The 21474-nt window shown below is 36.9% G+C and carries 19 protein-coding genes, 1 pseudogene and 1 riboswitch; of the genes and pseudogenes, 10 read left to right on the top strand and 10 right to left on the bottom strand.

Annotated features, from left to right (window positions below):
- Window positions 1-7 precede the first annotated feature (7 nt).
- From QRE67_RS01995 to QRE67_RS01985, 3 genes are all read left to right on the top strand, one after another.
- On the top strand, window positions 8-1186 hold the full coding sequence (locus QRE67_RS01995; protein ID WP_286123305.1) for an ArsA family ATPase: 1179 nt from the start codon (window positions 8-10) through the stop codon (window positions 1184-1186).
- Window positions 1179-1373, top strand: coding sequence for a DUF3926 domain-containing protein (locus QRE67_RS01990; RefSeq protein WP_286123303.1), 195 nt, complete (start codon window positions 1179-1181; stop codon window positions 1371-1373). The genes QRE67_RS01995 and QRE67_RS01990 overlap by 8 nt, the downstream gene beginning before the upstream one ends.
- Before the next feature lie 74 nt (window positions 1374-1447).
- Window positions 1448-1936 (top strand): HXXEE domain-containing protein, encoded by a 489-nt coding sequence (locus tag QRE67_RS01985; RefSeq protein WP_483298660.1) that lies wholly within the window; start codon window positions 1448-1450, stop codon window positions 1934-1936.
- Window positions 1937-2109: 173 nt separating this feature from the next.
- On the opposite strand, the gene QRE67_RS01980 is transcribed toward QRE67_RS01985, so the two are convergent.
- The 3 genes from QRE67_RS01980 to QRE67_RS01970 are packed head-to-tail and all read right to left on the bottom strand — an operon-like array spanning window position 2110 to window position 4644.
- Window positions 2110-2949, bottom strand: coding sequence for a MetQ/NlpA family ABC transporter substrate-binding protein (locus QRE67_RS01980; protein ID WP_286123301.1), 840 nt, complete (start codon window positions 2947-2949; stop codon window positions 2110-2112).
- Between the two features lie 20 nt (window positions 2950-2969).
- Window positions 2970-3635, bottom strand: a complete 666-nt coding sequence (locus QRE67_RS01975) for a methionine ABC transporter permease (protein ID WP_286123300.1) — start codon at window positions 3633-3635, stop codon at window positions 2970-2972.
- Window positions 3625-4644: a methionine ABC transporter ATP-binding protein gene (locus QRE67_RS01970; protein ID WP_286123299.1), complete on the bottom strand. Its 1020-nt coding sequence runs from the start codon at window positions 4642-4644 to the stop codon at window positions 3625-3627. Before QRE67_RS01970 ends, QRE67_RS01975 begins: the two co-directional genes overlap by 11 nt.
- 119 nt (window positions 4645-4763) lie before the next feature.
- Window positions 4764-4867, bottom strand: a riboswitch (SAM riboswitch).
- 557 nt (window positions 4868-5424) lie between these two features.
- Between QRE67_RS01970 and QRE67_RS01965 the strand changes: the two genes are divergently transcribed.
- Complete coding sequence (locus QRE67_RS01965; protein WP_286123298.1) at window positions 5425-5982, top strand: cysteine hydrolase family protein; 558 nt, start codon at window positions 5425-5427, stop codon at window positions 5980-5982.
- A gap of 159 nt (window positions 5983-6141) precedes the next feature.
- Here QRE67_RS01965 and QRE67_RS01960 read toward each other — a convergent pair whose 3' ends face one another.
- The 7 genes from QRE67_RS01960 to pcrB form a co-directional block, all read right to left on the bottom strand.
- Window positions 6142-7152 (bottom strand): DUF4097 family beta strand repeat-containing protein, encoded by a 1011-nt coding sequence (locus QRE67_RS01960; RefSeq protein ID WP_286123297.1) that lies wholly within the window; start codon window positions 7150-7152, stop codon window positions 6142-6144.
- A 612-nt stretch (window positions 7153-7764) separates the two neighbouring features.
- The gene (gene pruA / locus QRE67_RS01955; protein WP_286123296.1) at window positions 7765-9312 is read right to left on the bottom strand and encodes an L-glutamate gamma-semialdehyde dehydrogenase; all 1548 of its coding nucleotides are present in this window, start codon (window positions 9310-9312) and stop codon (window positions 7765-7767) included.
- 156 nt (window positions 9313-9468) lie between these two features.
- Entirely contained in the window at window positions 9469-10239 is a 771-nt protein-coding gene (locus tag QRE67_RS01950) for a TSUP family transporter (protein WP_286123295.1), read from the bottom strand.
- 162 nt (window positions 10240-10401) lie between these two features.
- A complete protein-coding gene (locus tag QRE67_RS01945) occupies window positions 10402-11604 on the bottom strand; it encodes a CamS family sex pheromone protein (protein ID WP_286123293.1) in 1203 nt (400 codons plus the stop codon).
- A 16-nt stretch (window positions 11605-11620) separates the two neighbouring features.
- Window positions 11621-13630 carry an NAD-dependent DNA ligase LigA gene (ligA, locus tag QRE67_RS01940; protein ID WP_286123292.1) on the bottom strand — a complete coding sequence of 670 codons (2010 nt, stop codon included), beginning with the start codon at window positions 13628-13630 and terminating at the stop codon, window positions 11621-11623.
- A gap of 15 nt (window positions 13631-13645) precedes the next feature.
- Entirely contained in the window at window positions 13646-15871 is a 2226-nt protein-coding gene (gene pcrA / locus QRE67_RS01935; RefSeq protein ID WP_286123291.1) for a DNA helicase PcrA, read from the bottom strand.
- Window positions 15872-15886: 15 nt separating this feature from the next.
- Entirely contained in the window at window positions 15887-16573 is a 687-nt protein-coding gene (pcrB, locus tag QRE67_RS01930) for a heptaprenylglyceryl phosphate synthase (RefSeq protein ID WP_286123290.1), read from the bottom strand.
- Window positions 16574-16930: 357 nt separating this feature from the next.
- Here pcrB and QRE67_RS01925 point away from each other — a divergent pair, with 357 nt between their 5' ends.
- The 6 genes and pseudogenes from QRE67_RS01925 (at window position 16931) to QRE67_RS01900 (ending at window position 21465) form a co-directional block, all read left to right on the top strand.
- The gene (locus tag QRE67_RS01925; RefSeq protein ID WP_286125169.1) at window positions 16931-17311 is read left to right on the top strand and encodes a YgaP family membrane protein; all 381 of its coding nucleotides are present in this window, start codon (window positions 16931-16933) and stop codon (window positions 17309-17311) included.
- 504 nt (window positions 17312-17815) lie between these two features.
- Window positions 17816-18661 (top strand): SPFH domain-containing protein, encoded by an 846-nt coding sequence (locus tag QRE67_RS01920; RefSeq protein WP_286123289.1) that lies wholly within the window; start codon window positions 17816-17818, stop codon window positions 18659-18661.
- Between the two features lie 15 nt (window positions 18662-18676).
- A complete protein-coding gene (locus QRE67_RS01915) occupies window positions 18677-18841 on the top strand; it encodes a type II toxin-antitoxin system antitoxin (protein WP_003194620.1) in 165 nt (54 codons plus the stop codon).
- 293 nt (window positions 18842-19134) lie between these two features.
- Window positions 19135-19446, top strand: a complete 312-nt coding sequence (locus tag QRE67_RS01910) for a hypothetical protein (protein ID WP_286123288.1) — start codon at window positions 19135-19137, stop codon at window positions 19444-19446.
- A 227-nt stretch (window positions 19447-19673) separates the two neighbouring features.
- Window positions 19674-19793, top strand: a pseudogene (locus QRE67_RS01905) (IS200/IS605 family element RNA-guided endonuclease TnpB); the annotation flags it as partial.
- A 289-nt stretch (window positions 19794-20082) separates the two neighbouring features.
- Window positions 20083-21465, top strand: coding sequence for an IS1182 family transposase (locus QRE67_RS01900; protein ID WP_286120780.1), 1383 nt, complete (start codon window positions 20083-20085; stop codon window positions 21463-21465).
- Window positions 21466-21474: the final 9 nt, after the last annotated feature.

The raw sequence follows: 21474 nt of genomic DNA, 5'->3' as shown, positions 1-21474 counted from the left end.
TATGGATATGAGAATTATTTTATACACAGGTAAAGGCGGCGTAGGAAAAACAAGTATTTCAGCAGCAACAGCAATCCAAAGTGCAAAACAAGGTTTAAAAACATTAGTGATGAGTACAGATCCTGCACATAGTTTAGGAGATTCATTTGGCATTAAGCTATCTTCTGAACCGCAAGAAATTCGCGAAAACTTATGGGCACAAGAAATTAATACGATTTATGAAATGGAAAAAGGCTGGGGCAAGCTGCAAAAATATATTACGTTACTATTCACCTCAAAAGCTGCTGACGATATTACAACCGAAGAACTAACAATGTTCCCAGGTATGGAAGATTTAATTAGCTTACTGCGTGTATTAGATTACTATAAACAAAGCTCATACGATGTTATCATTATTGACTGTGCACCAACTGGAGAAACACTTGCCATGTTAAGTTTTCCTGATATGCTCGGCTGGTGGATGGAAAAACTATTCCCGATTAAACGAAAAATATTAAAAATTGCGCGACCTGTTGCACAGCCGCTTCTTGGAATCCCGCTTCCTACCGATGATGTAATGGGTGAACTAACAAATACACTTGAACAGCTCGGTGAAATGAGAGATATTTTATCAAACCGGGAAGTAACAAGTATTCGCGTTGTTGTAAATCCAGAAAAAATGGTCATTAAAGAAGCACAGCGCAGTTTTACGTATTTAAATTTATATGATTACAACGTTGATGCGGTCATGATCAATCGTGTGATCCCTCATACAGTTACCGATCCTTACTTCCAAGCATGGAAAGATGCACAAAAAAAATATAAAACATTGATTCAAGATAGCTTTCAGCCACTTCCTATTTATGAAGCACCCATGTTCGAGCAAGAAGTCGTCGGTTTATCGATGCTGGAGCGTGTTGGAGATGCCTTGTTCAAAAATGATCCCGATCCAACTGCTGTAAAATTTAACGGACGGACGCAATATGTAACAAAGGACGGAGACGAGTACATTTTTGTACTTTCTATCCCATTCTCTGATAAAAATGAACTAGCTTTAAATCAAAAAGGTGATGAACTCATCATTCGCGCTGGCTCTGTCAAACGAAACATTACATTACCGAAAACATTAACGCATTTATCCATTCAAGGTGCAAAATTTGAAGGGGATGTACTAAACATTCGGTTCGGAGGTGTTGTACATGCGTGAAGACTTACTACGAAAAATCATTCGGACGAAGATTGAGGTTGGGATGTATATCATACATGAATTACCTACTCCCATTGGGCAACAAGCTAAAAAGGTGATCAACATTTTACAAGAAGAGCTTTCTTCTTGTATAGAAGAAAAAACACAGTCTACAGAAAGTAACTTAAAGAGCATTACGATTGAATAACTCTAATAACATAGGGAGCCCTCTTCTTACGGGCTTTCTATGCCTTCAACTATCTACCTATTCATCTATTGGAGATGATTCATTTGTTTAAAACACCTAGAAGTAAAAATATGGCCACCGATATTATAATTTGGTGTATTCCCTTATTCTTTTTAATTCACAATCTTGAAGAAGCTAACCAAATGCCACAGTATCTTGCTAATCAATTCTCTATCAATTTCATAAGTAATCATCAATTTATAATAGCGATTTGTATATTAACAGCCATTGTTCTACTCTTCATTATCCTATATCAACTTCAAATTATATCTTCTATTTACTGGATTATTTTCATACAAGGAGCTATTTTCTTGAACGCGGTTCAACATATTGTTTTACTTTTAATTTACCGTTCTTACAATCCTGGGACAATATCAGCATTTATAATTGTACTGTTTTCCTTCTACTTATTCTCCTTAGTAAAAATTCAAAAAAGGAAATTGGCCCTTACACTGTTTTTTAGTTTACTTTCCTATCCAATTATTATTTGGATTACCTTATTTTCAGCTAGTTTCTTTACTTAACCAAATAAAAAACCAGGAAAACTCCTGGTTTTTTCACTCTACCTAACAGACATTAGATTCTATGTTATACAGAATTGGAAGGTACAAAATTAGGGTATCGTCTGTTAGGTATGATATATGTTGAACGAGCTAACAGCGGAGGGGTTCCTTCTGTTAGTTCGTTTAACTCAATATTATTTTACGATTTTCTCTAACTCTTCCAGTGAAAGATCTACTGAAATTGCACCATCTTTTGTTTCTTTTTTAACGGCTTCTGTCACTTCTTCTGAATGATACAATTCAATAACTTTTTGGAGCGTTGGATCGTTTTTATCTTTCGTGCGAGCTGCAAAGATATTAATATATGGCTTCGCATTCTCATTATTTGGATCTTCTAAGAAAATAGGATCCTTCGCTGGATTTAAACCAGCTTGACCCGCAACACCATTGTTAATAACAGAAGCTGCTACGTCTTTTAATACACGCGGTGTTTGCTGTGCAATTACCGGTGTAATTTTTAACTCTTTCGGATTTTCAGCGATGCCACTTGGGTCACCAAACAGACCAAAATCCTTTTTCAATTTTAATAATCCTGCTGTATCAAGGAGTTTTAATGCACGCGCTTGGTTTGTTGGGTCATTTGGAATTGCAATTTCTGAGCCATTTGGAATATCACTTGGCTTCTTATATTTTTCAGAGAACAATCCCATTGGTGCAATTTGCGTTGTACCAATTGCTGTAATATCTAACTTATGCTCTTTTTTAAATTGCTCTAAAAAAGCAATATGTTGGAATGAGTTCAAATCAATATCTCCGTCAGCCAATGCTTTATTTGGTGTTGTATAATCAGAGAACTCCACAAGCTTAATTTTAATTCCTTCTTTTTCAGCTTTCTTCTGTAAAATACTCCATGAATCTCCATCCGTTCCTGTTACACCGACGCGAACCACTTTCTCTTTTGCATCAGCTCCGCAACCACTTAAAAGTGAAATCCCCACAATCGCTGACAATACAAATGCTAATATTTTTTTCATGTCATTTTCCCCTTTTCCTTTTATGATCTGTGTAAAAAGACCTTTGCAAAATAGTTTCCTAAGTTTTGTGCAATTTGTACAAGAATAATAAGTAATACAACTGTCACGAACATAACGGAAGTATCAAAACGTTGATAACCATACGTCATTGCCAAATCACCCAGACCGCCACCGCCAACAAGACCAGCAACTGCCGAAAATTCAATTAAACCAACTGTCATAAACGTAACACCTAAAATTAATGGAGCTAACGCTTCTGGAACCAGAATCTCAAAAACAATTCGCAGCGGTGATGCCCCCATCGCTTGTGCCGCCTCAATAATACCTTTTGGAACAGAAATCAAATTTGTTTCTACCATCCTTGCAATCCCAATAGAAGCTACTAGCGTCATCGGAAAGATAGCAGCGGCTGTGCCGATTGTCGTTCCGATAACAGTACGTGTCAACGGACTAAGAGCGACTAAAAAGATGATAAATGGTACCGGACGAATCGTGTTAATAATAATATTAAGAATAGAAAAGACCAGTTTATTTTCTAAAAAGTTCCCTTTTCTCGTCACATATAAAAGCAAACCTAGAGGTATACCCAGAATTATAGCGAATATAAGGGTGACAATTACCATTAAGAGTGTATCCCCTGTCGCATCTAAAATACGGGGCCAAAATATACTCCAATCAACTCGCATGACTTTCAACCTCCTTCAGTTGCACTTGTAATCGTAGATGTTGTAGCACTTTTTGAATTTCTTTTTGCTCCCCTTTTAGTTCTACGAGGAGATTTCCAAATAAAACACCTTGTAATTCAATGATATTTCCATAGAGTACATTTACATCAACATTATAATTTTTCGCGATATAAGATAACACCGGCTGTCCCGTCGCCTCACCAGTAAATGTTAAACGATAGATCAATCCACCATTTTGAATTTTAGCAAGGACACTTTCTGGTAAGTGATCGTTAATAATAGAACGCACGAAGTTTTTTGTTATTTTTGTTTTTGGTTTTGTAAACACATCGAACAGTATTCCTTCTTCAATTACTTTCCCTTTTTCCATAACGGCCACGCGGTGACAAATTTCTTTCACAACCTGCATCTCGTGTGTAATAAGAAGAATCGTTACATTATATTCTCGATTTACCTTCTTTAATAGATTCAAAATTTCTGTTGTCGTTTCTGGATCCAAAGCAGATGTTGCTTCATCGCAAATGAGAATATCTGGTGATGTTGCAAGTGCTCTTGCAATCCCTACACGTTGTTTCTGTCCACCTGATAATTGTTCTGGATAGTAGTCAGCTTTATCTTCTAATCCGACAAACTTCAATAGCTCATTTACGCGCTCTTTTATTTCTTTCTTTGACAACTTCGCTAACCTCAGTGGATAAGCAATATTTCCATACACTGTTCTAGATTTGAATAAATTAAAACCTTGGAAAATCATCCCGATTCGCTGTCTTAGCTGACGTAGCTCTTTTGTTGATAATGACGTGATATCTTTTTCATCAATTAAAATCGTTCCCGATGTTGGGCGTTCTAGCATATTTACTAAGCGTAACAGTGTACTTTTCCCAGCACCGCTAAAACCAATAATGCCGAAAATCTCACCCTTTTCCACTGTTAATGTTACATCGTCTACTGCATGAACCGATTGACCTCCTGACTCATACACTTTACTTACGCTCTCAAATGAAATCATGTTCTTCCCTCCCATGTGTTGTAACAACTTGAAGCAGTTCTTGAGGCAAAATAAAAAGTGCTCTTCTTCTTATCCATAATACAAATAAGAAGAAGAGCACTTATATACTCATTCACATCTTCTCATCTTCCAAGCTTATTAGCTTGCTGGAATTAGCACGGTATTCAAAAAATCCGTTGCTGAGGTATCAAAGGGCCAGTCCCTCCACCTCTCTGGATAAGAGTGTATCGATTTAATTGTCGTTTAATTAAGATTTATTATAAAACTCCGAAAAGAAAGAGTCAACAAAAATATTTGAAAAATACGTTATTTATTCTTTTATCAAGATGTTCGAATGAAAAATACGTTACATTTTCATTACTCAGCAGTAGATTTTCATTTTACGTAAATTTCTTCTTACTATATAAATCCATTTTTATTTTTCAACATATAAGCCGCGGCTATGGATAACAAAAGGTGACCTGCACTCGTTTTCTCTCTTTGTTTTCAATATGTTTGGGCAGGAAGAGGATCTGACCGCTTCTATGCATGGCCAGATGCTCTCTCCCACCTAAAAAGAAGGGTTTTATGTCGTTTTTTTAATTTGTATTTATATACTTCTCTTTCCAAAAGGAAAATACTAGTCTCTAATGGAATAACATAAAGTGAAACTTTGATCAGTAGGGCTTTTACAGGCAGTTATCCCCCATCTATCTTCTTTGCATTTCTCAGAATCTTGAGATGGGGGGCTTACTGCCCACGAATAGCGGGATAAAATGAAAACGGAGGACGATAGAACATATGAAAACAGCCCTTTTACTCGTCGATATTCAAAACGACTATTTTCCAAACGGAAAGATGGAACTACGTAGTGCAGTAGAAGCTAGCGAATATGCAAGTCAACTTCTTCAATATTTTCGAGAAACAAATCAACCAATTTTCCATATCCAGCATGTATCTACAAAAGAAAGTGCTACATTTTTCCTTCCTAATACAGAAGGTGTCCATATTCATGAGAATGTTCGTCCTTTACGAGATGAAACAGTCATTCTAAAACACTATCCAAATAGTTTTCGAGAAACAACATTACTGGAGCAATTGCAACAAATTGACATTGAAAAGGTCATTATATGCGGTATGATGACTCACATGTGTATTGATGCCACAGTAAGGGCTGCGTTTGATTTTGGCTTTAGTTGTACTGTTGTACATGATGCGTGTGCAACAAAAGATCTTATATTTAAAAATGCAACGATTCCTGCTGTGTATATTCACAATACAATTTTGGCAAGTTTAAATGACGTATATGCGGATGTTATGAGTACAGAAGAATTTTTGAATCTTGAAAGGACTATATAATCAATCGTTTTTTTACAAACAGTTATGCTCCGACCTATCTTCTGTCTTGCTTACATCTGTAATTGAAGAATTCACTATCCATTAATGCAGGATAAAAAAACGTGTCCCTACTTGTAGTGGGACATGTTTTTTGAGAATACAAGAACTTTCACGCATAAACTATCGTAATTTAAAGTCACCTGAACTTGTTCTCACTTTAATATTATTTTCTCCTGATCCCTTTACTCCAATTAATGTATTCTTCGATTTTTCTTCATATGATAGACCATCTACGTTTACATCTGCTTTTCCAGAACTTCCATCAAAATCCACTTTTAAAGAATCGGGTAGCGTCTCAAATCTCATACTAATATCCCCGCTTGATGTACTACATTCTACATCGCCCTTTAAATTACTATCATTATATTCAATATTACCCGATGAAGTTTTAAATACTACATTTTTAGAACGAAGACCATCTACTTGAATTTTCCCACTACTTGTATTGAAATCGGCCATCTCAATGTCATTTTTCTTACTTTCAATAGCGCCACTAGACGTTTTAGCTGTTAATTTGTCATCTATTTTGGAATCTAATAAAGATAGGTCCCCCGATGAAGCTTTCATTGTTAACTCCCTTGCCTCTATCCCTCTTGTTACAGCATCTCCAGATGATGTTGTAGCTGTTAATTTGTTATTTATTTTGGAATCTATTAGAGATAGGTCCCCCGATGAAGTTTTCATCGTTAACTCCTTTGTCTCTAATCCTCTTGCTACAGCATCTCCAGATGATGTTGTAGCTTGTATATTTTCATACATTTTCTTCGGAATTTTAATTTGCAGTTTAACATCTGTAACTGTTCCAAGTTGCAGTCCAAATAAACTATCATCTGTTACAAACTCAACATTTAACTTATTATTCGTTTCCTTCACCGTAAATTTATACTTATCTTCTACATTTTTGCTAACACTTCCATCTAATGAAACTTCAATTTCTTTCAAATCAGTTGGAACGATTTCAACATCTGCTGCAGGAGCCTCTACTTGAATGTCATCAATTTTCTCACTAGCTACCGTTTCTTTTTTATGGATTTCAGTATCATTAAACGCCCCTCCCAAAACCGTTATTGCTCCTGCACCAATAATCCCTATGATTAATAAAAACAATGCAATAAAAACGACCTTTTTCATAAATAAAAATCCTCCATTTCATGTATGATTCTTACTCCGTACAGCAAAAACACTTTAAAAGACTCTTCTAAAAAACTTATATAGCTTTTATTATTCAGTACCGTATATTATTTAGTACCGCGCGATGATTAACTGTTTTTTCAGAACTTTACGAAGTAAATTGTAGCATTTTCCATAATATGTTACAAGTGATTTAAAGGGAAAATTTGTTATAAAAAAACACACCACCATCAGTGAGCAAAACTGATGGTGGTGCCTTTTTGTCAAACCATAGATTTTCTTTCAAATTGTATTATACAGGAAATTTGTAAAATTCATACTAAAAAATATGACGAGCAGAAATAATTTTCTGACGACTTTTGTTTCTATATAAATCCATTTTGAGTTTTCGACATATAAGCCACGGCTATGGATAACAAAAGGTGACCTGCACTCGTTTTCTCTCTTTGTTTTCACTATGTCTGGGCTGGAAAAGGATCTGACCGCTTCTATGCATGAACGGATGCTCTCTCCCACCTAAAAAGAAGGGTTTTATGTCGGTTTTTTATTTTGTATTTATATATGTATAAGAAAAGACCTTCTCCATTACTGAGAAGGCCTTTCTTATACTTCTTACAGTGTTTCAGAAGTAGTTTTTGCTTGCATGTGTAGTGCTAGGTAATCAGGTCCACCTGCTTTAGAGTCTGTACCAGACATGTTAAAGCCACCGAATGGTTGGTAACCTACGATTGCACCTGTGCATCCACGGTTGAAGTATAAGTTACCAACGTGGAAGTCTTCACGTGCTTTTTCGATATGTTCACGGTTATTAGAAACAACAGCTCCTGTTAAACCGTATTCTGTATTGTTTGCAATTGCAAGCGCATGATCAAAGTCTTTTGCTTTGCAGAATGCGACTACTGGTCCGAAGATTTCTTCTTTCATTAAGCGAGCATCTTCTGCAACATCAGCAACGATTGTTGGTTGAATGAACCAACCTTTAGAATCATCACCTTCGCCACCTGCTACAATTTTACCTTCTTCTTTACCAATTGCAACATAGCTCATTACTTTATCAAATGCTGCTTGGTCGTTAACTGGTCCCATGTTTAAGCCTAGTTCAGCTGGGTTTCCTACTGTTAATTCTTTTGTTAATTCAACAGCACGATTTAATACATGATCATATACATCTTCATGGATTACTGCACGAGAGCAAGCAGAACATTTTTGTCCTGAGAATCCGAATGCAGATGCAACGATAGATTTTGCTGCTAATTCAAGATCAGCTTCTTTATCAACAACGATTGTATCTTTACCGCCCATTTCAGCGATAACACGTTTTAACCAAATTTGACCTGGTTGTACTTTTGCTGCACGTTCGTAAATACGAATACCTACTTCTCTTGATCCAGTGAAGCTCACGAAGCGTGTACGTGGGTGGTCTACTAAGTAGTCACCAACTTCAGAACCGCTACCAGGAATAAAGTTTACTACGCCTGCAGGTAATCCTGCTTCTTCTAATACTTCCATAAATTTCGCAGCTACTACAGGTGTTGTACTAGCTGGCTTCAGTAATACTGTATTACCAGAAACTACTGCAGCTGTTGTCATACCTGCCATAATTGCAAATGGGAAGTTCCAAGGAGAAATGATAACACCTACTCCTAATGGAATGTAAGAGAAACGGTTATATTCAATTGGACGGCTTTCTACTGGAATACCGTCTTTCAATTTTAACATTTGACGACCATAATATTCCATAAAGTCGATTGCTTCTGCTGTATCAGCATCTGCTTCATTCCATGGTTTACCTGCTTCTTTTACAAGAATAGCAGAAAACTCATGTTTTCTACGACGAACGATTGCTGCAGCGCGGAATAAAATGTCTGCACGCATTTCTGGTTTTGATTTTCTCCAAGTTTGGAATGTTTCATCCGCCACTTGCATCGCTTTTTCTGCTAATTCACGGCTTGCTTTTGAAACACGGCCAACGACTTCTTCTTTATTTGCAGGGTTCACAGAAACGATTTTATCGTCTGTAGTGATTTTTTCTCCCCCGATAATTAATGGATAGTCTTGTCCAAGATAAGATTCTACCGTCTTTAAACCTTCTTCAAATGCCACTTTGTTTGCCTCTACTGTGAAATCTGTAAATGGCTCATGTTTGTATGCTACTACCATTACTTTTAGCCTCCCCTTAAAAAAAACGTTTACATTTTACAATATTATTCTACACGATAATTTAGATTAATTCAAATATTCCTAGACTTATATTTTAAAAATTAATAAATTTTTAAAATATAACAAAAAAAAGAGCTTCATACGTATGTATGAAGCTTATAAAATATGAACATATTCCAAAATATTTTTTCCAATTAGTAAAATTGTCACCCATAAAAATAAAGTACGAACATATCCTACCCCTTTTTGCACAGCAAATCTTGAACCTAAATAAGCTCCTGCAATCATAGATAACCCCATAATAATGCCGTATTCAAAATGAATAACGTCTAAAAATAAAAATGTAATTAAAGATACAATATTACTAACAAAATTCAAAACTTTTCCAGATGCAGCGGCTCGAATAAAATCCAAACCAATTAATAGAAATGCAAAAATTAAAAAGGATCCTGTCCCTGGGCCGAAAAACCCATCATAAAATCCGACAATTAAAATAACGAAGTAAAATATTAATGCTTTTCCTTTTGTCATCTTTTTATAGTTGGAAACACTACCCCAATCTTTTTTTACAATAATATAAATGGCAATGAAAACAAGCATGACTAGTACAAGCGGACGTAAAATATCTGGCGGAATAAATTTCACCACTAATGCTCCTGCAATTGCTCCAATAATGGTTAACGGGATTAACTTTCCCACTATACGAAAATCAACCTTTTTCGAACGAATAAAATAAATCGTACTTGTAAATGTGCCCATCGTTGCAGCTAACTTATTTGTCGCAATTGCCGAAGCTGGTGGCAAACCTACAAACATAAGTGCCGGAAGGGAAATTAACCCTCCTCCTCCAACAACCGAATCGATAAATGCAGCTAAAAAACCAAAAGCAACCAGCAATACAATAACCTGTAAACTTAATTCATCCATACCTTTTCCCCTCACCTTTTTTGTTCATAACATTAGAAATTATAACAAAATTTCAAAATAAAAAAAGCTGTTCCTTAAAGGAACAGCTTTTTTTATCCCGCTATTTGCGGGCTAATGATCAGTGGGGATGAAAACCCCACTGATCCAAGTTTCATTTTATTCTTAATCTAAAATTTTCACAAACGGTTCATCCTGCTTCACATCACGAATAATAACCGCTTCTGGACGATCGACAGATTTAATCGTTACTTGCGCCTTAATATAGTTCGGGAAATATTCCATAACAAGTCCAGCTACATACTGCGTAAACCCAATTACTTCTGCTTTCCCATTAAATTGAACAGGGATTTCAATCTTCATCTCTTTTAATTGACCATCTTTGTAAAATCCTCTACCAACAACAGCTGTGTAATCACCTTTAAAATACTCACTCAGCTTTGCCGTGAAGTTTTGAATAGTTGTATAATCTTCACGCTGATTTTCTAGTCCTGCTTGAGATGGGAATAAGTAATACTTTTCATCAATTGCTTTCCAATTTCCTATTTTATCACTGCCTTTATCTACTTGAGCATATGATACAAATGATCCTGGCACGAGCGATGATTTCCCTTCTTGACTGTAAATAGCAAATGTAATTGGAACATTTTTAAGCCTTGAATCTTTCTGTTGTAAAATAGGTAAAATTTCTTGCGCCATGCGCTTACCTTCTTCCAACAGCTTTGCTGGATCAATTTTTTCTTCACGAGGGTATCCATGTTGCTCATTAAAATAATGAACCGAATTCATCGCAAGACCAATAACAACCCCACCCAATTCAACTTCCTTATCGCCTGTTCGAGCATAATAATCGTGCTCTAAAATATTAGAAAGATAAATTGGGGATTTTTTATTTCTCACTTCTAATGTTTCTGGAGGTCCTTGTTCTAACATTGGATTCAGTCCAATATTTGGAACCTTTTGGGCGCCAGTTTGTTTTTTCAACGACTCGTCTAACTCTGCTTGTTCTTGTTCTGTTCGTTTTCTCTTCACAAGCATTTGAACCGTTTCTTTATCTAAAAATTGACCACCTTGGAATAAATAATCTTTCGTATTGAACGTTTCTTTTGCAATACGCATTAATCCTGTTTCAAACTCGTCAATATCTAAGCGACTATTTAATCCTTGTACAACTAAACCACGAGCAGAACCTTTTTCGAATGGCACCGTCGTTTTGTAATACTCATCAGAAATGGCGTACTTCGGAACAATTGCTTGCTCTTTTGAGTTACCAGATTTCTCGACAACTTTTTCTTCTTTTTTTATGCCTATGCTACATCCACTTACGAGTAGTCCCAGACTCAATACCGCTAATGCTATTTTTTTCATGGTAAGTTTGCACCTCTTACTTATTCAGCTCTTGTAAGAACCTCTCTTCATTCCAAACCTCAACGTTATGCTTCTCTGCTTGCGCCAGTTTTGATCCTGCTGCTTCACCAGCAACGACTAAATCTGTACTTTTACTTACACTTCCTGTTACTTTTCCACCTAATTCTTCAATCTTCTTCTTTGCTTCACTACGTCCCATTACTTCAAGTTTTCCTGTCAAAACAATCGTTTTGCCAGCAAAGTACGATGCAATATTTTGTAGATCAGCACGTTTCATACCTTTATAAGTCATGTTAACGCCATATTCTTTAAATTGTTGTAACAATCCTAGTACGTCCTCGTTATCAAAGTACGTGACAATCGATTGTGCCATCTTTTCACCAATTTCATTAATTGCTTTTAATTCTTCTTCTGTTGCTTTTACGAGATGATCCATCGTTTCAAAATGCTCCGCTAATGTGCGCGCAGCTTTTGCTCCAACATGACGAATGCCAAGCCCAAACAATAGTCGCTCTAATGAATTTTCCTTAGAAGCTTCAATCGCTTGCACTAATTTCGAAGCTGACCTCTCGCCAAAACGTTCTAATTGTAACAACTGTTCTTCGGTTAACGGATAAAGATCTGCAAATGTACGAATATAATCAGCATCAAACAGCTGTGTAATAACACGTTCACCTAATCCATCAATATTCATTGCATTTCGTGATACGAAATGAATCAGTCCTTCACGAATTTGTGCTGGACAAGCTGGATTAATACAGCGCAGCGCTACTTCTTCTTCTAAACGAACAAGCTCACTCTCACATGTTGGACAATGCGTTGGCATATGAAATTCTTCTTCTTCACCCGTACGCTTATCAAAAATTACGTTAACTACCTCTGGAATAATGTCTCCAGCTTTTTTCACAACAACGTAGTCACCAATTCGAATGTCTTTTTCACGAATTAAGTCTTCATTATGTAGAGATGCACGACGGACAATCGTTCCCGCTACTCGCACTGGCTCTAATTCAGCAGTTGGCGTCACAACACCTGTACGTCCCACGCTTAGTTCAATGCCCGTTAACTGCGTTACTACTTCTTCCGCTGGAAACTTATACGCAATTGCCCAGCGCGGACTTTTTGCGGTTGTTCCTAAACTTTCCTGAAGAGCTACATCATCTACTTTAATTACAATACCATCAATCTCATAATCAAGATTTGGACGTTTTTCTTGCCACTCTTCTACATAAGCAATCACATCTTCAATCGTTTCACATGTGCGACGATTTGGATTTGTTTTGAATCCAAGTTCTCCTAACAAATTCAATGCTTCACTATGAGCTGCAATCGTTTTTTCTTTCACATCAGCAAGGCCGTATACAAACATAGATAAATTACGCTTTGCCGCAATTTTTGGATCAAGCTGACGCAGTGATCCGGCCGCTGCGTTACGCGGGTTTGCAAATACAGCTTCACCATTTTGCTCTTTCTCTTCATTTAACTTTACAAACGAACGTTTTGGCATATACGCCTCACCGCGTGCTTCTAATGTTACTTCTTCTTTCAAACGAAGTGGAATTGCTTTAATCGTTTTTAAGTTTTGTGTAATATCTTCGCCGGTTACACCATCACCGCGTGTTGCCCCCTGCACGAAGCGTCCTTTTTCATAATGAAGGGAAACAGCAAGACCGTCAATTTTTAGTTCGCATATATATCTTACATTTGAACCATCAATTCCTTGACGTACTCTGCGATCAAAGTCGCGTAAATCCCCTTCATTAAAGGCATTTCCTAAGCTTAACATCGGTGATTGATGCATTACTTTTTCAAATATATCAAGCACCTCTCCCCCAACACGGATGGAGGGAGAGTCTTCTGTTAAAAATTCTGGGTTTTCTGCTTCTAGCTTAATGAGCTCCTGCATGTGGTGATCATATTCTGCATCAGAAACAGAAGGATTGTCTAGTACGTGATATTCGTAATTGAATGTATTCAAAATATCATGAAGTTCTTCTATGCGCTGCTTCGCTGCTTCTTTTGACATATCCTCATTCCTTTCCTATTGTTTCGTCACAGGTGCAAATTTTGCTAATAAGCGTTTTATTCCAATCGGACTTGGGAATGCAATATCTAACTCTTTTGCATCGCCTTCACCTTTTACACTTACAACCGTACCAACTCCCCACTTTTGATGGGACGCTTTATCACCGACAGCCCAGCCAATCTGCTCTCCTCCTGTTGTTTTAACAGTTGGATGTACAATCGCCGAACGAGAACGAGTTGTCGTTGCCGCGGTTCTTGCTTTTGCACCGAATGTTTCACGCTTCGGTTTTGTCTCATTAAGAGATTCAATTAATTCTGCAGGAATTTCTGAAATAAAACGAGACGTTGCATTCATGTTTGTTCTACCAAATAAAGTACGCATTTGGGCATTTGATAAGTACAACTCTTCTTCCGCACGTGTAATCCCGACATACGCAAGGCGACGTTCCTCTTGCATTTCATCTTCTTCCATAAGAGAACGAGTATGTGGGAAGACTCCTTCTTCTAATCCAACAATAAAGACAACCGGGAATTCTAACCCTTTTGCGGAGTGCATCGTCATTAAAATGACTTCTTCTCCAGCAGTTGGATCTTCATCCACGCGATCGATATCCGCAACAAGCGCTAAATCTGTTAAGAACGCAACAAGACTCTTATCTTCACTCTGTGATTCAAACGTTTGCGTAACAGATAAAAACTCTTCTAAGTTTTCAAGACGTCCTTCTGCTTCTAAAGAACGCTCATTGTGTAGCATCTCACGGTAACCGGTTTTCTCAATTACTTCTTTTACAAGCTCGGTAACGGATAAATATTCTTGCATATTGACCCAATTGTATAATTGACTCGCAAATTCCTTTACAGCTTTCGTGATTTTTGCACTTACACCGACATGTTCGATTTCATCCATTACAGCTGTTAATGAAAGTCCATTTTGTACGCCGTAGTTAATAATTTTATCGATAGACGTGGCACCGATTCCGCGCTTCGGCATGTTAATAATACGTGCAAAACTAAGTTCATCGTCCGGATTCGCAATTAAACGTAAGTATGCCAAAATATCTTTAATCTCTTTACGGTCGTAGAACTTAATCCCGCCAATAATTTTATATGGAATGTTGGACTTTAAGAAAATTTCCTCGACCATACGAGACTGAGCATTTGTACGGTAAAGCACCGCAAAATCTGTATACTTTCGATTTCCCATCTGAATTTCATCACGAATTTTTTTCGCAACAAAATAGGCTTCATCCTTTTCAGTTGCAGCACGATAATACGAAATTTTACTTCCAACTTGATTATCCGTCCATAATTTCTTCGGCTTGCGATTTGAATTATTTTCAATTACAGCGTTCGCTGCATTTAAAATATTTTGCGATGAGCGGTAGTTTTGTTCTAACAAAATGACCTGCGCATTGTCATAATCCTTCTCAAATGACAAGATGTTAGCAATATCCGCTCCGCGCCAGCGATAAATTGACTGATCGGAATCACCAACAACGCAAAGATTTTTAAAGCGAGACGCCAATTTATTTACGAGAATATATTGTGCTCTGTTCGTATCTTGGTACTCATCCACGTGAATATATTGGAACTTACGTTGATAAAACTCCAGCACTTCTGGAATACGCTCAAATAAATGAATCGTCGTCATAATCAAATCATCAAAATCTAATGAATTATTTTTTAACAGACGTTTTTGATATTCTGTATACACATCACTGATTAATTTTTCAAATGGATCGGCATTTGTTATCTGTTTTGCATATTTGTCAGCGGATAACAATTCATTTTTTGCATTGCTAATACCTGAAAGAACAGAACGTGGATCAAATTTCTTTGGATCGATATTACGTTCTTTCATAATTTTTTTTACAACAGTAAGTTGATCGCTTGCATCTAGAATTGTAAAATTACGATTAATACCAATACGGTCAATATCACGACGTAAAATACGCACACACATCGAGTGGAACGTAGAAATCCAAATATCTTCCGCTTCTGGTCCAACGAGCGTATCAATACGCTCACGCATTTCACGAGCCGCTTTGTTTGTGAAGGTGATTGCTAAAACATTCCAAGGTGCCACACCTTTTTCACCAAGTAAGTAAGCGATGCGATGCGTTAGTACACGCGTCTTACCACTCCCAGCACCTGCCATTAATAAAAGCGGGCCATCCGTTGTTCTCACTGCCTTTTGTTGCTCTGGATTTAAACCATTTAATAATTTATTTGTCGTATTCATTTGTCCCGTCACCTACTATCCTTTTACAGCTTTTACAGTTTGTAAAGCTGCTTTCATATCATCATAAATTACATTTCCAACCACAACTGTATCGGCATACTGTGCCATTTCTTTTGCTTCTTTTGCACTTGAAATTCCGCCACCATAATACAGCTTAGCTTGTTGTAATTCTGCTTTTACGTTTTTAACAAGCTGGGCGTCCCCGTAAATACCACTATATTCCAAATAAAAAATAGGTAAATGAAGGAGCTTGTCCGCCATACGTGCATAGGCAATTACATCATCTTCTGTTAAATCACACTTCGCTTCGGTCAGCTTTGCTACTTTCGCTTCCGGATTTAATACACAATATCCTTCCATGAAAATTTCATCCCAGTTCATAATATCTCCAAATTCTTTTAATGCCTTATGATGAAGTCCCGTTACCCATTCTACTTTTTGGCTATTTAACACACTTGGGATGTAATAAAAATCAAATCCCGGTGTAAGAGCTTCAAGATCAGAAACCTCCAGTACACAAGGGACTGTATATCTACGAATGCTTGCTAGCAGATGTAATACATTATCAATTGTAACTCCATCACTACCGCCTACAATAACGGCGTCCGTTCCAGATTCACAAATCATTTCTAATTGTTCATCGCTTAACTCCTTATTCGGATCAAGCTTAAATACATGTTTCCATTCGGAAATCTCGTACATGAAAACACCCTTTCTTTTGTCTAATCGCCTTTATGTGCGTGTTCAAAAAGGAGGATAGAAAGAGCCGAGCAGTTCGAGGCACGGAAGCCAGGAGGATACGGAGTGTAGCTGGAACTACATGAGTACCGGACTGGCGATGTAACGAAGAAATAGGGCGGCTATCTTACCGGACTTTTTGAACATCCTCTTTATGCATTCTTACATTATAACAAAAAAAACCTCGTACACACACGTCCAATCCAACATCTTTTTCACCGTCAAATGTTGGATTACATATCGTGAAACTTACATGGAATAATAACAACTGAAATAGTGTTTTCTATTTCGAAGCTGATGAAGAAGGAGTGTTTTCTCTTGATGAAGCCAAACATCGGCACAATCAATGCCCTAATTCGTATTACAATCGGTTTTGTCGTACTGAGCTGTAGCACTGCTAAGCTTGTACGTAAACCATGGTGTACTTGGTTCAAAGTACTACTTTGGCTTGGTGCAATGAAAATTGCAGAGGGAATCGTTCGTTTCTGTCCCATTGTTGAAGCGTGTAAATTTGGAAAGTATATGAACATGACCGATTTAAAAATGCCTAGCATGAACTTAAATAAAAAAGGACATGTTAATACAGAAGAAGCAACTCATACTTCCAACCACGACAAGAAAGAAACAACAGGAAGTTATGACGCTTCTGACAAAGAGATTGAGTCAGAGATTGAAAAAGCTCTCTTGACGAAACCGCTTTGAATCATTTGTCATGATGCATGATGCTCTCAAAGAGACTTAGTTGCTGCAGTGGGCGGCTAAGTCTTCTTTATTTTACCACAAAATAGAACAAACGTTCTTTTTTATTTATCTTTTTTAAATTATAGGGACGATAAAGTGAAACTTTTCTCAGTGGGGGTTTTCTTCATCCCCTACTGAGAATTAGCCCTCACCAATCGGGCTTTTACAGGAATTTTATCTCCCCATCTATCTTCTTTATTTCTCTCTGAATCTTGAGATGATGGTCTTACTGCCCACGAATAGCGGGATAAAATGAAAGGTGTTCTAAAAGTACGATTTTACCAATCTTTTACGGCGCATCTTCTTTTTTTAATTTATCGATTCTTCATCGCTTACAGTTATTAACCAAACAACATCACTCAAGAAATATCCTTTATTTTGAAATTTTTAGAAAAATAGGTATTTTTCTCTTGCACCTTTTGATATAAAAGTGATATCATTTTTATATCAAAAGGAGGCGATCATATGAGAGAAAAACAAGTGTTTTACGTAAATGGCTTTCTAGGTGTTATCGGTCTTTTAGTTTTAGCAGGTATCGGCGTATTTTTCCTTGTACAGGAAATGTTCGTAGTAGCCGCACCCTGTCTTGCGTTAGCTGGAATTCTTGGAACTGGCATTGGAATTGTTCAGCCAAACCAAGCAAAAGTGATTACATTTTTCGGTAGCTATTTAGGAACAATCCGTGAAAATGGCTTATTTTTAACTATTCCTTTTGCATTTCGTCAAACTGTTTCTCTTCGCGTCGAGAACTTTAATAGTAAAAAATTAAAAGTAAACGATGTCGATGGAAACCCCATTGAAATTGCTGCCGTTGTTGTCTATAAAGTTGTCGACTCAGCAAAAGCAATCTTTGGCGTTGAACACTATGATGAATTCGTAGAAATTCAAAGTGAAACAGCAATTCGCCATGTGGCAACAAAATATCCGTATGACAATTTCCAAGATGAAAATTGCATAACATTACGTGGAAATTCTGAAGAAATATCAGAGGAATTAAAACGTGAATTAGAAGCACGCTTAGAAATTGCTGGTGTAGAAGTTTTAGAAACACGCTTAACACATTTAGCATACGCAACAGAAATTGCCCATGCGATGTTACAGCGTCAACAAGCAAAAGCAGTCTTAGCCGCCCGAAAAGAAATTGTTGCAGGTGCTGTCCAAATTGCGAGAGACTCTATCCAAAAGTTAGCTGAAGAAGGTACGCTAGATTTAGATGACGAGCGTAAAGCAAACATGGTCAACAACTTATTAGTTGCAATTGTTTCAGATAAAGGTGCACAACCGGTTATTAATACAGGAAGTCTCTATTAAAGGTTGTAGGTAATCATGGCCAAAAAGAAAAGCTTTCCATTACGTATTGATCCTGAATTGCACGCAGTCATCGAAAAATGGGCGAATGATGAATTTCGCAGCGTCAACGCACATATCGAATATTTACTGCGAGAGATGGCAAAGCAAAAAGGAAAACTAAAAAAAGAGAAAGAGTCTTAAATTTATGTTAAGTGGCTTTCTTCTCTACACAAAAAAGCAACTAAATTTAGTTGCTTTTTCTAATTATTGAAAATGAAATCACCAATAAACTTTGTGATATCCATATAACACCGATTATGAAATTCGATTTGAAAGGATTTTTAAAACAAATTATAAAATAGCACATGATGCAACTTTATAACTACCTTCTGCTAAAAAATCAAGACTTTTATCTGTAACAGAACTACTCATTATTTTCCTCGCCCCAAAAATGATTTATATTAATTATATAACATTTTTTAGGAGGGCAACTGATGACAAAAGCCCCAAAAAGAAACATTATAATTTTAACGATTTTAATTTTAATAGTAGGATTTACTAGCTACATCATTCATGACAGAAATACAACAAAAGAAATAGCAACTGAAGTTGCAATAAAACATATGAAAACAAAGGAAAATATTGATGTAACAGTTACTAAAGTTGAAATTCAACACATGATGCGTGCAGGTTTTATTGATGTCGAAGGTCATACTAAAAATGATAAAAATAGAAAATTCCATGTCACAATAAATAAAACTCAAAACTATTTGGTCATGGGTTGGGGATTAGATGATCCAAAATAAAATAAAAAACATAATTATAATTTTAGCAATAGGATCTACTACATACATAGTTCATGACAAAAATACAACAAAAAAAGAGCTACTGAGGTTGCAATAAAACATATGAAAACAGAGGGAAATATAGATATTGTTGTAACAGATGTTGAAATTAAATCTGCAATTCAAGGTGGATTTATTATAGTTACAGCTCACATGCCCATCAACCTAAAGAATCAAAATCCCCCCATAACGAAAATATTGCGATTGAAGGCAACAAAATGAAATTACCTAAACTTGCCCTTGTTCGCTTTGCCAAAAGTCGTGAAGTAGAAGGGCGTATTTTAAATGCAACGATTCGGCGCAACCCGAAGTTAGTTTAATGAGTTTAAAAGTCGGTGAACAGTTTGACTTGGAACAGGCCAATATAAAAGTAAACCGCCTTTTTGGACGTTTTTTCTTTACTTAAAATAGTATGTTGACTCTCCAATTAGATGAGTATGATATATTTGAAAAAGCGCCGATATACTTGTGACCAAGTAAAAAAGCGCCCTGTAAACAGGGCGCTTCATACTGTTGAAAAACAATCTAGTCAATAGACAAAACCTGAAAATTTCGATAAAATCTCCTCGTGAATGAAATGAAGCGAGGAGATTTTTTATGTACGTTACATATTCCATGAAAGAAATTGAAGAAAATCGAAAGTACTATGAAATGATGTATGATGCTTCGCATCATTTAGTAAAGATGGATCAAGTGATGGATTGGGATTTTGTGACAAGGCGATTGGAAGTGTTCTATCCACATCGTATCGGTCGACCAACGAAAGATCCGATTATGTTAGTGAAAATCTTATTAATTCAGTATTTGGAAGGCTTTCGCTCGGTTCGTTTTACATGTAATCAAGTAAAACAGAATGCGACGTATCGTTGGTTTTTAGGGATTTCCTCGAATGAGAAGATTCCAGATCACTCAACAATCTCTAAGTTTCTCTCGCAACGTCTACGAAATGCGACGTTTTGGGAGGAGCTTTTTCAGCATTGCCTTCGTGTGATTCAACAAGAAGGGTTTATCGCAAACGAAACATGGGTGGCGGATGAAACAGAATTAAAAGCGAATGCGAATAAGCGTGTACGCGAAATCTTGGCGGAAGAAAAAGTAATAGAAGAAAAAGATGAGGATTTAGTGATGATTAACGATCACCGTGTGCGTCATGGGAAGAAACCTTTACAAGCGAAAGGCTCAAAAATAGAAGAAAAACAGACAAACATTAGCCCTGTAGATTCTGACGCTCGCTTGTCCGTCAAACACGATCAACGCGGACGCTTTGCCTATTTTGAGCACCGTATCGTGGATTCGCTTCATAACTTTATCATCGCCACAGATGTCACCGCCGCGAATGTGCCTGGGCATCGTAAATTGATCGGACAAGTTGAACGGTTAAATCAATTATTGGGGAAGTATGCGAAAGAAATCGCCCTTGATTCAGGCTACTACAACGCTTCCCTCGCGCGAAGGTTGTTTCAACGTGGCTTCTTCGTCTACATGTCTTATCGTCGATTTACAACGAAGGATCATCCAAAGTGCCGTCGTTATCAATTTAAACAAGTAAACGAGGATCTCTACGCCTGTCCTTGCGGTGTACCGTTTTATTATAAAACAACGAATCGTCAAGGTTATCATGAATTCAGACCACCTAAAGGAAGTTGTCAATCCTGTCCATTTGCGAAAAAAGAAAACCAAGATCGTGTGTTGCGAATTTCTATCCATCAAGAAATTTACGATCAGTTAAGAGAACAGCGCTTATCAATAAGAGGAAAAATTCTCCGTTCCGTTCGTCCGTCTACGGTTGAACTGAGTTTCGCACATAGTAAAGAACTCCACGGTTTGCGCTATGCACGATACCGTGGAGTTCAAAAGGTTAAAGTACAAGTTTTGATGACCGCCATCATACAAAACTTAAAAAAGTGGACCAAACTACGCTCGCTTAAGCAAGTTGGTTTACACCTAACACATCAAATTATAGAAGAAACCATTCTATAAAACAAATAG

Origin of the sequence: Bacillus sp. DX3.1 (genome assembly GCF_030292155.1) — a bacterium.
Taxonomy (GTDB): Bacteria; Bacillota; Bacilli; order Bacillales; family Bacillaceae_G; genus Bacillus_A.
This window is presented reverse-complemented; position numbering and strand designations above follow the sequence as displayed.

Bases quoted from the DNA above. Each gene is read 5' to 3' on its own strand.
- QRE67_RS01995 (WP_286123305.1), top strand. From the start codon at position 8: ATGAGAATTATTTTATACACAGGTAAAGGCGGCGTAGGAAAAACAAGT.
- QRE67_RS01990 (WP_286123303.1), top strand. From the start codon at position 1,179: ATGCGTGAAGACTTACTACGAAAAATCATTCGGACGAAGATTGAGGTT.
- QRE67_RS01985 (WP_483298660.1), top strand. From the start codon at position 1,448: ATGATTCATTTGTTTAAAACACCTAGAAGTAAAAATATGGCCACCGAT.
- QRE67_RS01980 (WP_286123301.1), bottom strand. From the start codon at position 2,949: ATGAAAAAAATATTAGCATTTGTATTGTCAGCGATTGTGGGGATTTCA.
- QRE67_RS01975 (WP_286123300.1), bottom strand. From the start codon at position 3,635: ATGCGAGTTGATTGGAGTATATTTTGGCCCCGTATTTTAGATGCGACA.
- QRE67_RS01970 (WP_286123299.1), bottom strand. From the start codon at position 4,644: ATGATTTCATTTGAGAGCGTAAGTAAAGTGTATGAGTCAGGAGGTCAA.
- QRE67_RS01965 (WP_286123298.1), top strand. From the start codon at position 5,425: ATGAAAACAGCCCTTTTACTCGTCGATATTCAAAACGACTATTTTCCA.
- QRE67_RS01960 (WP_286123297.1), bottom strand. From the start codon at position 7,152: ATGAAAAAGGTCGTTTTTATTGCATTGTTTTTATTAATCATAGGGATT.
- pruA (WP_286123296.1), bottom strand. From the start codon at position 9,312: ATGGTAGTAGCATACAAACATGAGCCATTTACAGATTTCACAGTAGAG.
- QRE67_RS01950 (WP_286123295.1), bottom strand. From the start codon at position 10,239: ATGGATGAATTAAGTTTACAGGTTATTGTATTGCTGGTTGCTTTTGGT.
- QRE67_RS01945 (WP_286123293.1), bottom strand. From the start codon at position 11,604: ATGAAAAAAATAGCATTAGCGGTATTGAGTCTGGGACTACTCGTAAGT.
- ligA (WP_286123292.1), bottom strand. From the start codon at position 13,630: ATGTCAAAAGAAGCAGCGAAGCAGCGCATAGAAGAACTTCATGATATT.
- pcrA (WP_286123291.1), bottom strand. From the start codon at position 15,871: ATGAATACGACAAATAAATTATTAAATGGTTTAAATCCAGAGCAACAA.
- pcrB (WP_286123290.1), bottom strand. From the start codon at position 16,573: ATGTACGAGATTTCCGAATGGAAACATGTATTTAAGCTTGATCCGAAT.
- QRE67_RS01925 (WP_286125169.1), top strand. From the start codon at position 16,931: ATGAAGCCAAACATCGGCACAATCAATGCCCTAATTCGTATTACAATC.
- QRE67_RS01920 (WP_286123289.1), top strand. From the start codon at position 17,816: ATGAGAGAAAAACAAGTGTTTTACGTAAATGGCTTTCTAGGTGTTATC.
- QRE67_RS01915 (WP_003194620.1), top strand. From the start codon at position 18,677: ATGGCCAAAAAGAAAAGCTTTCCATTACGTATTGATCCTGAATTGCAC.
- QRE67_RS01910 (WP_286123288.1), top strand. From the start codon at position 19,135: ATGACAAAAGCCCCAAAAAGAAACATTATAATTTTAACGATTTTAATT.
- QRE67_RS01900 (WP_286120780.1), top strand. From the start codon at position 20,083: ATGTACGTTACATATTCCATGAAAGAAATTGAAGAAAATCGAAAGTAC.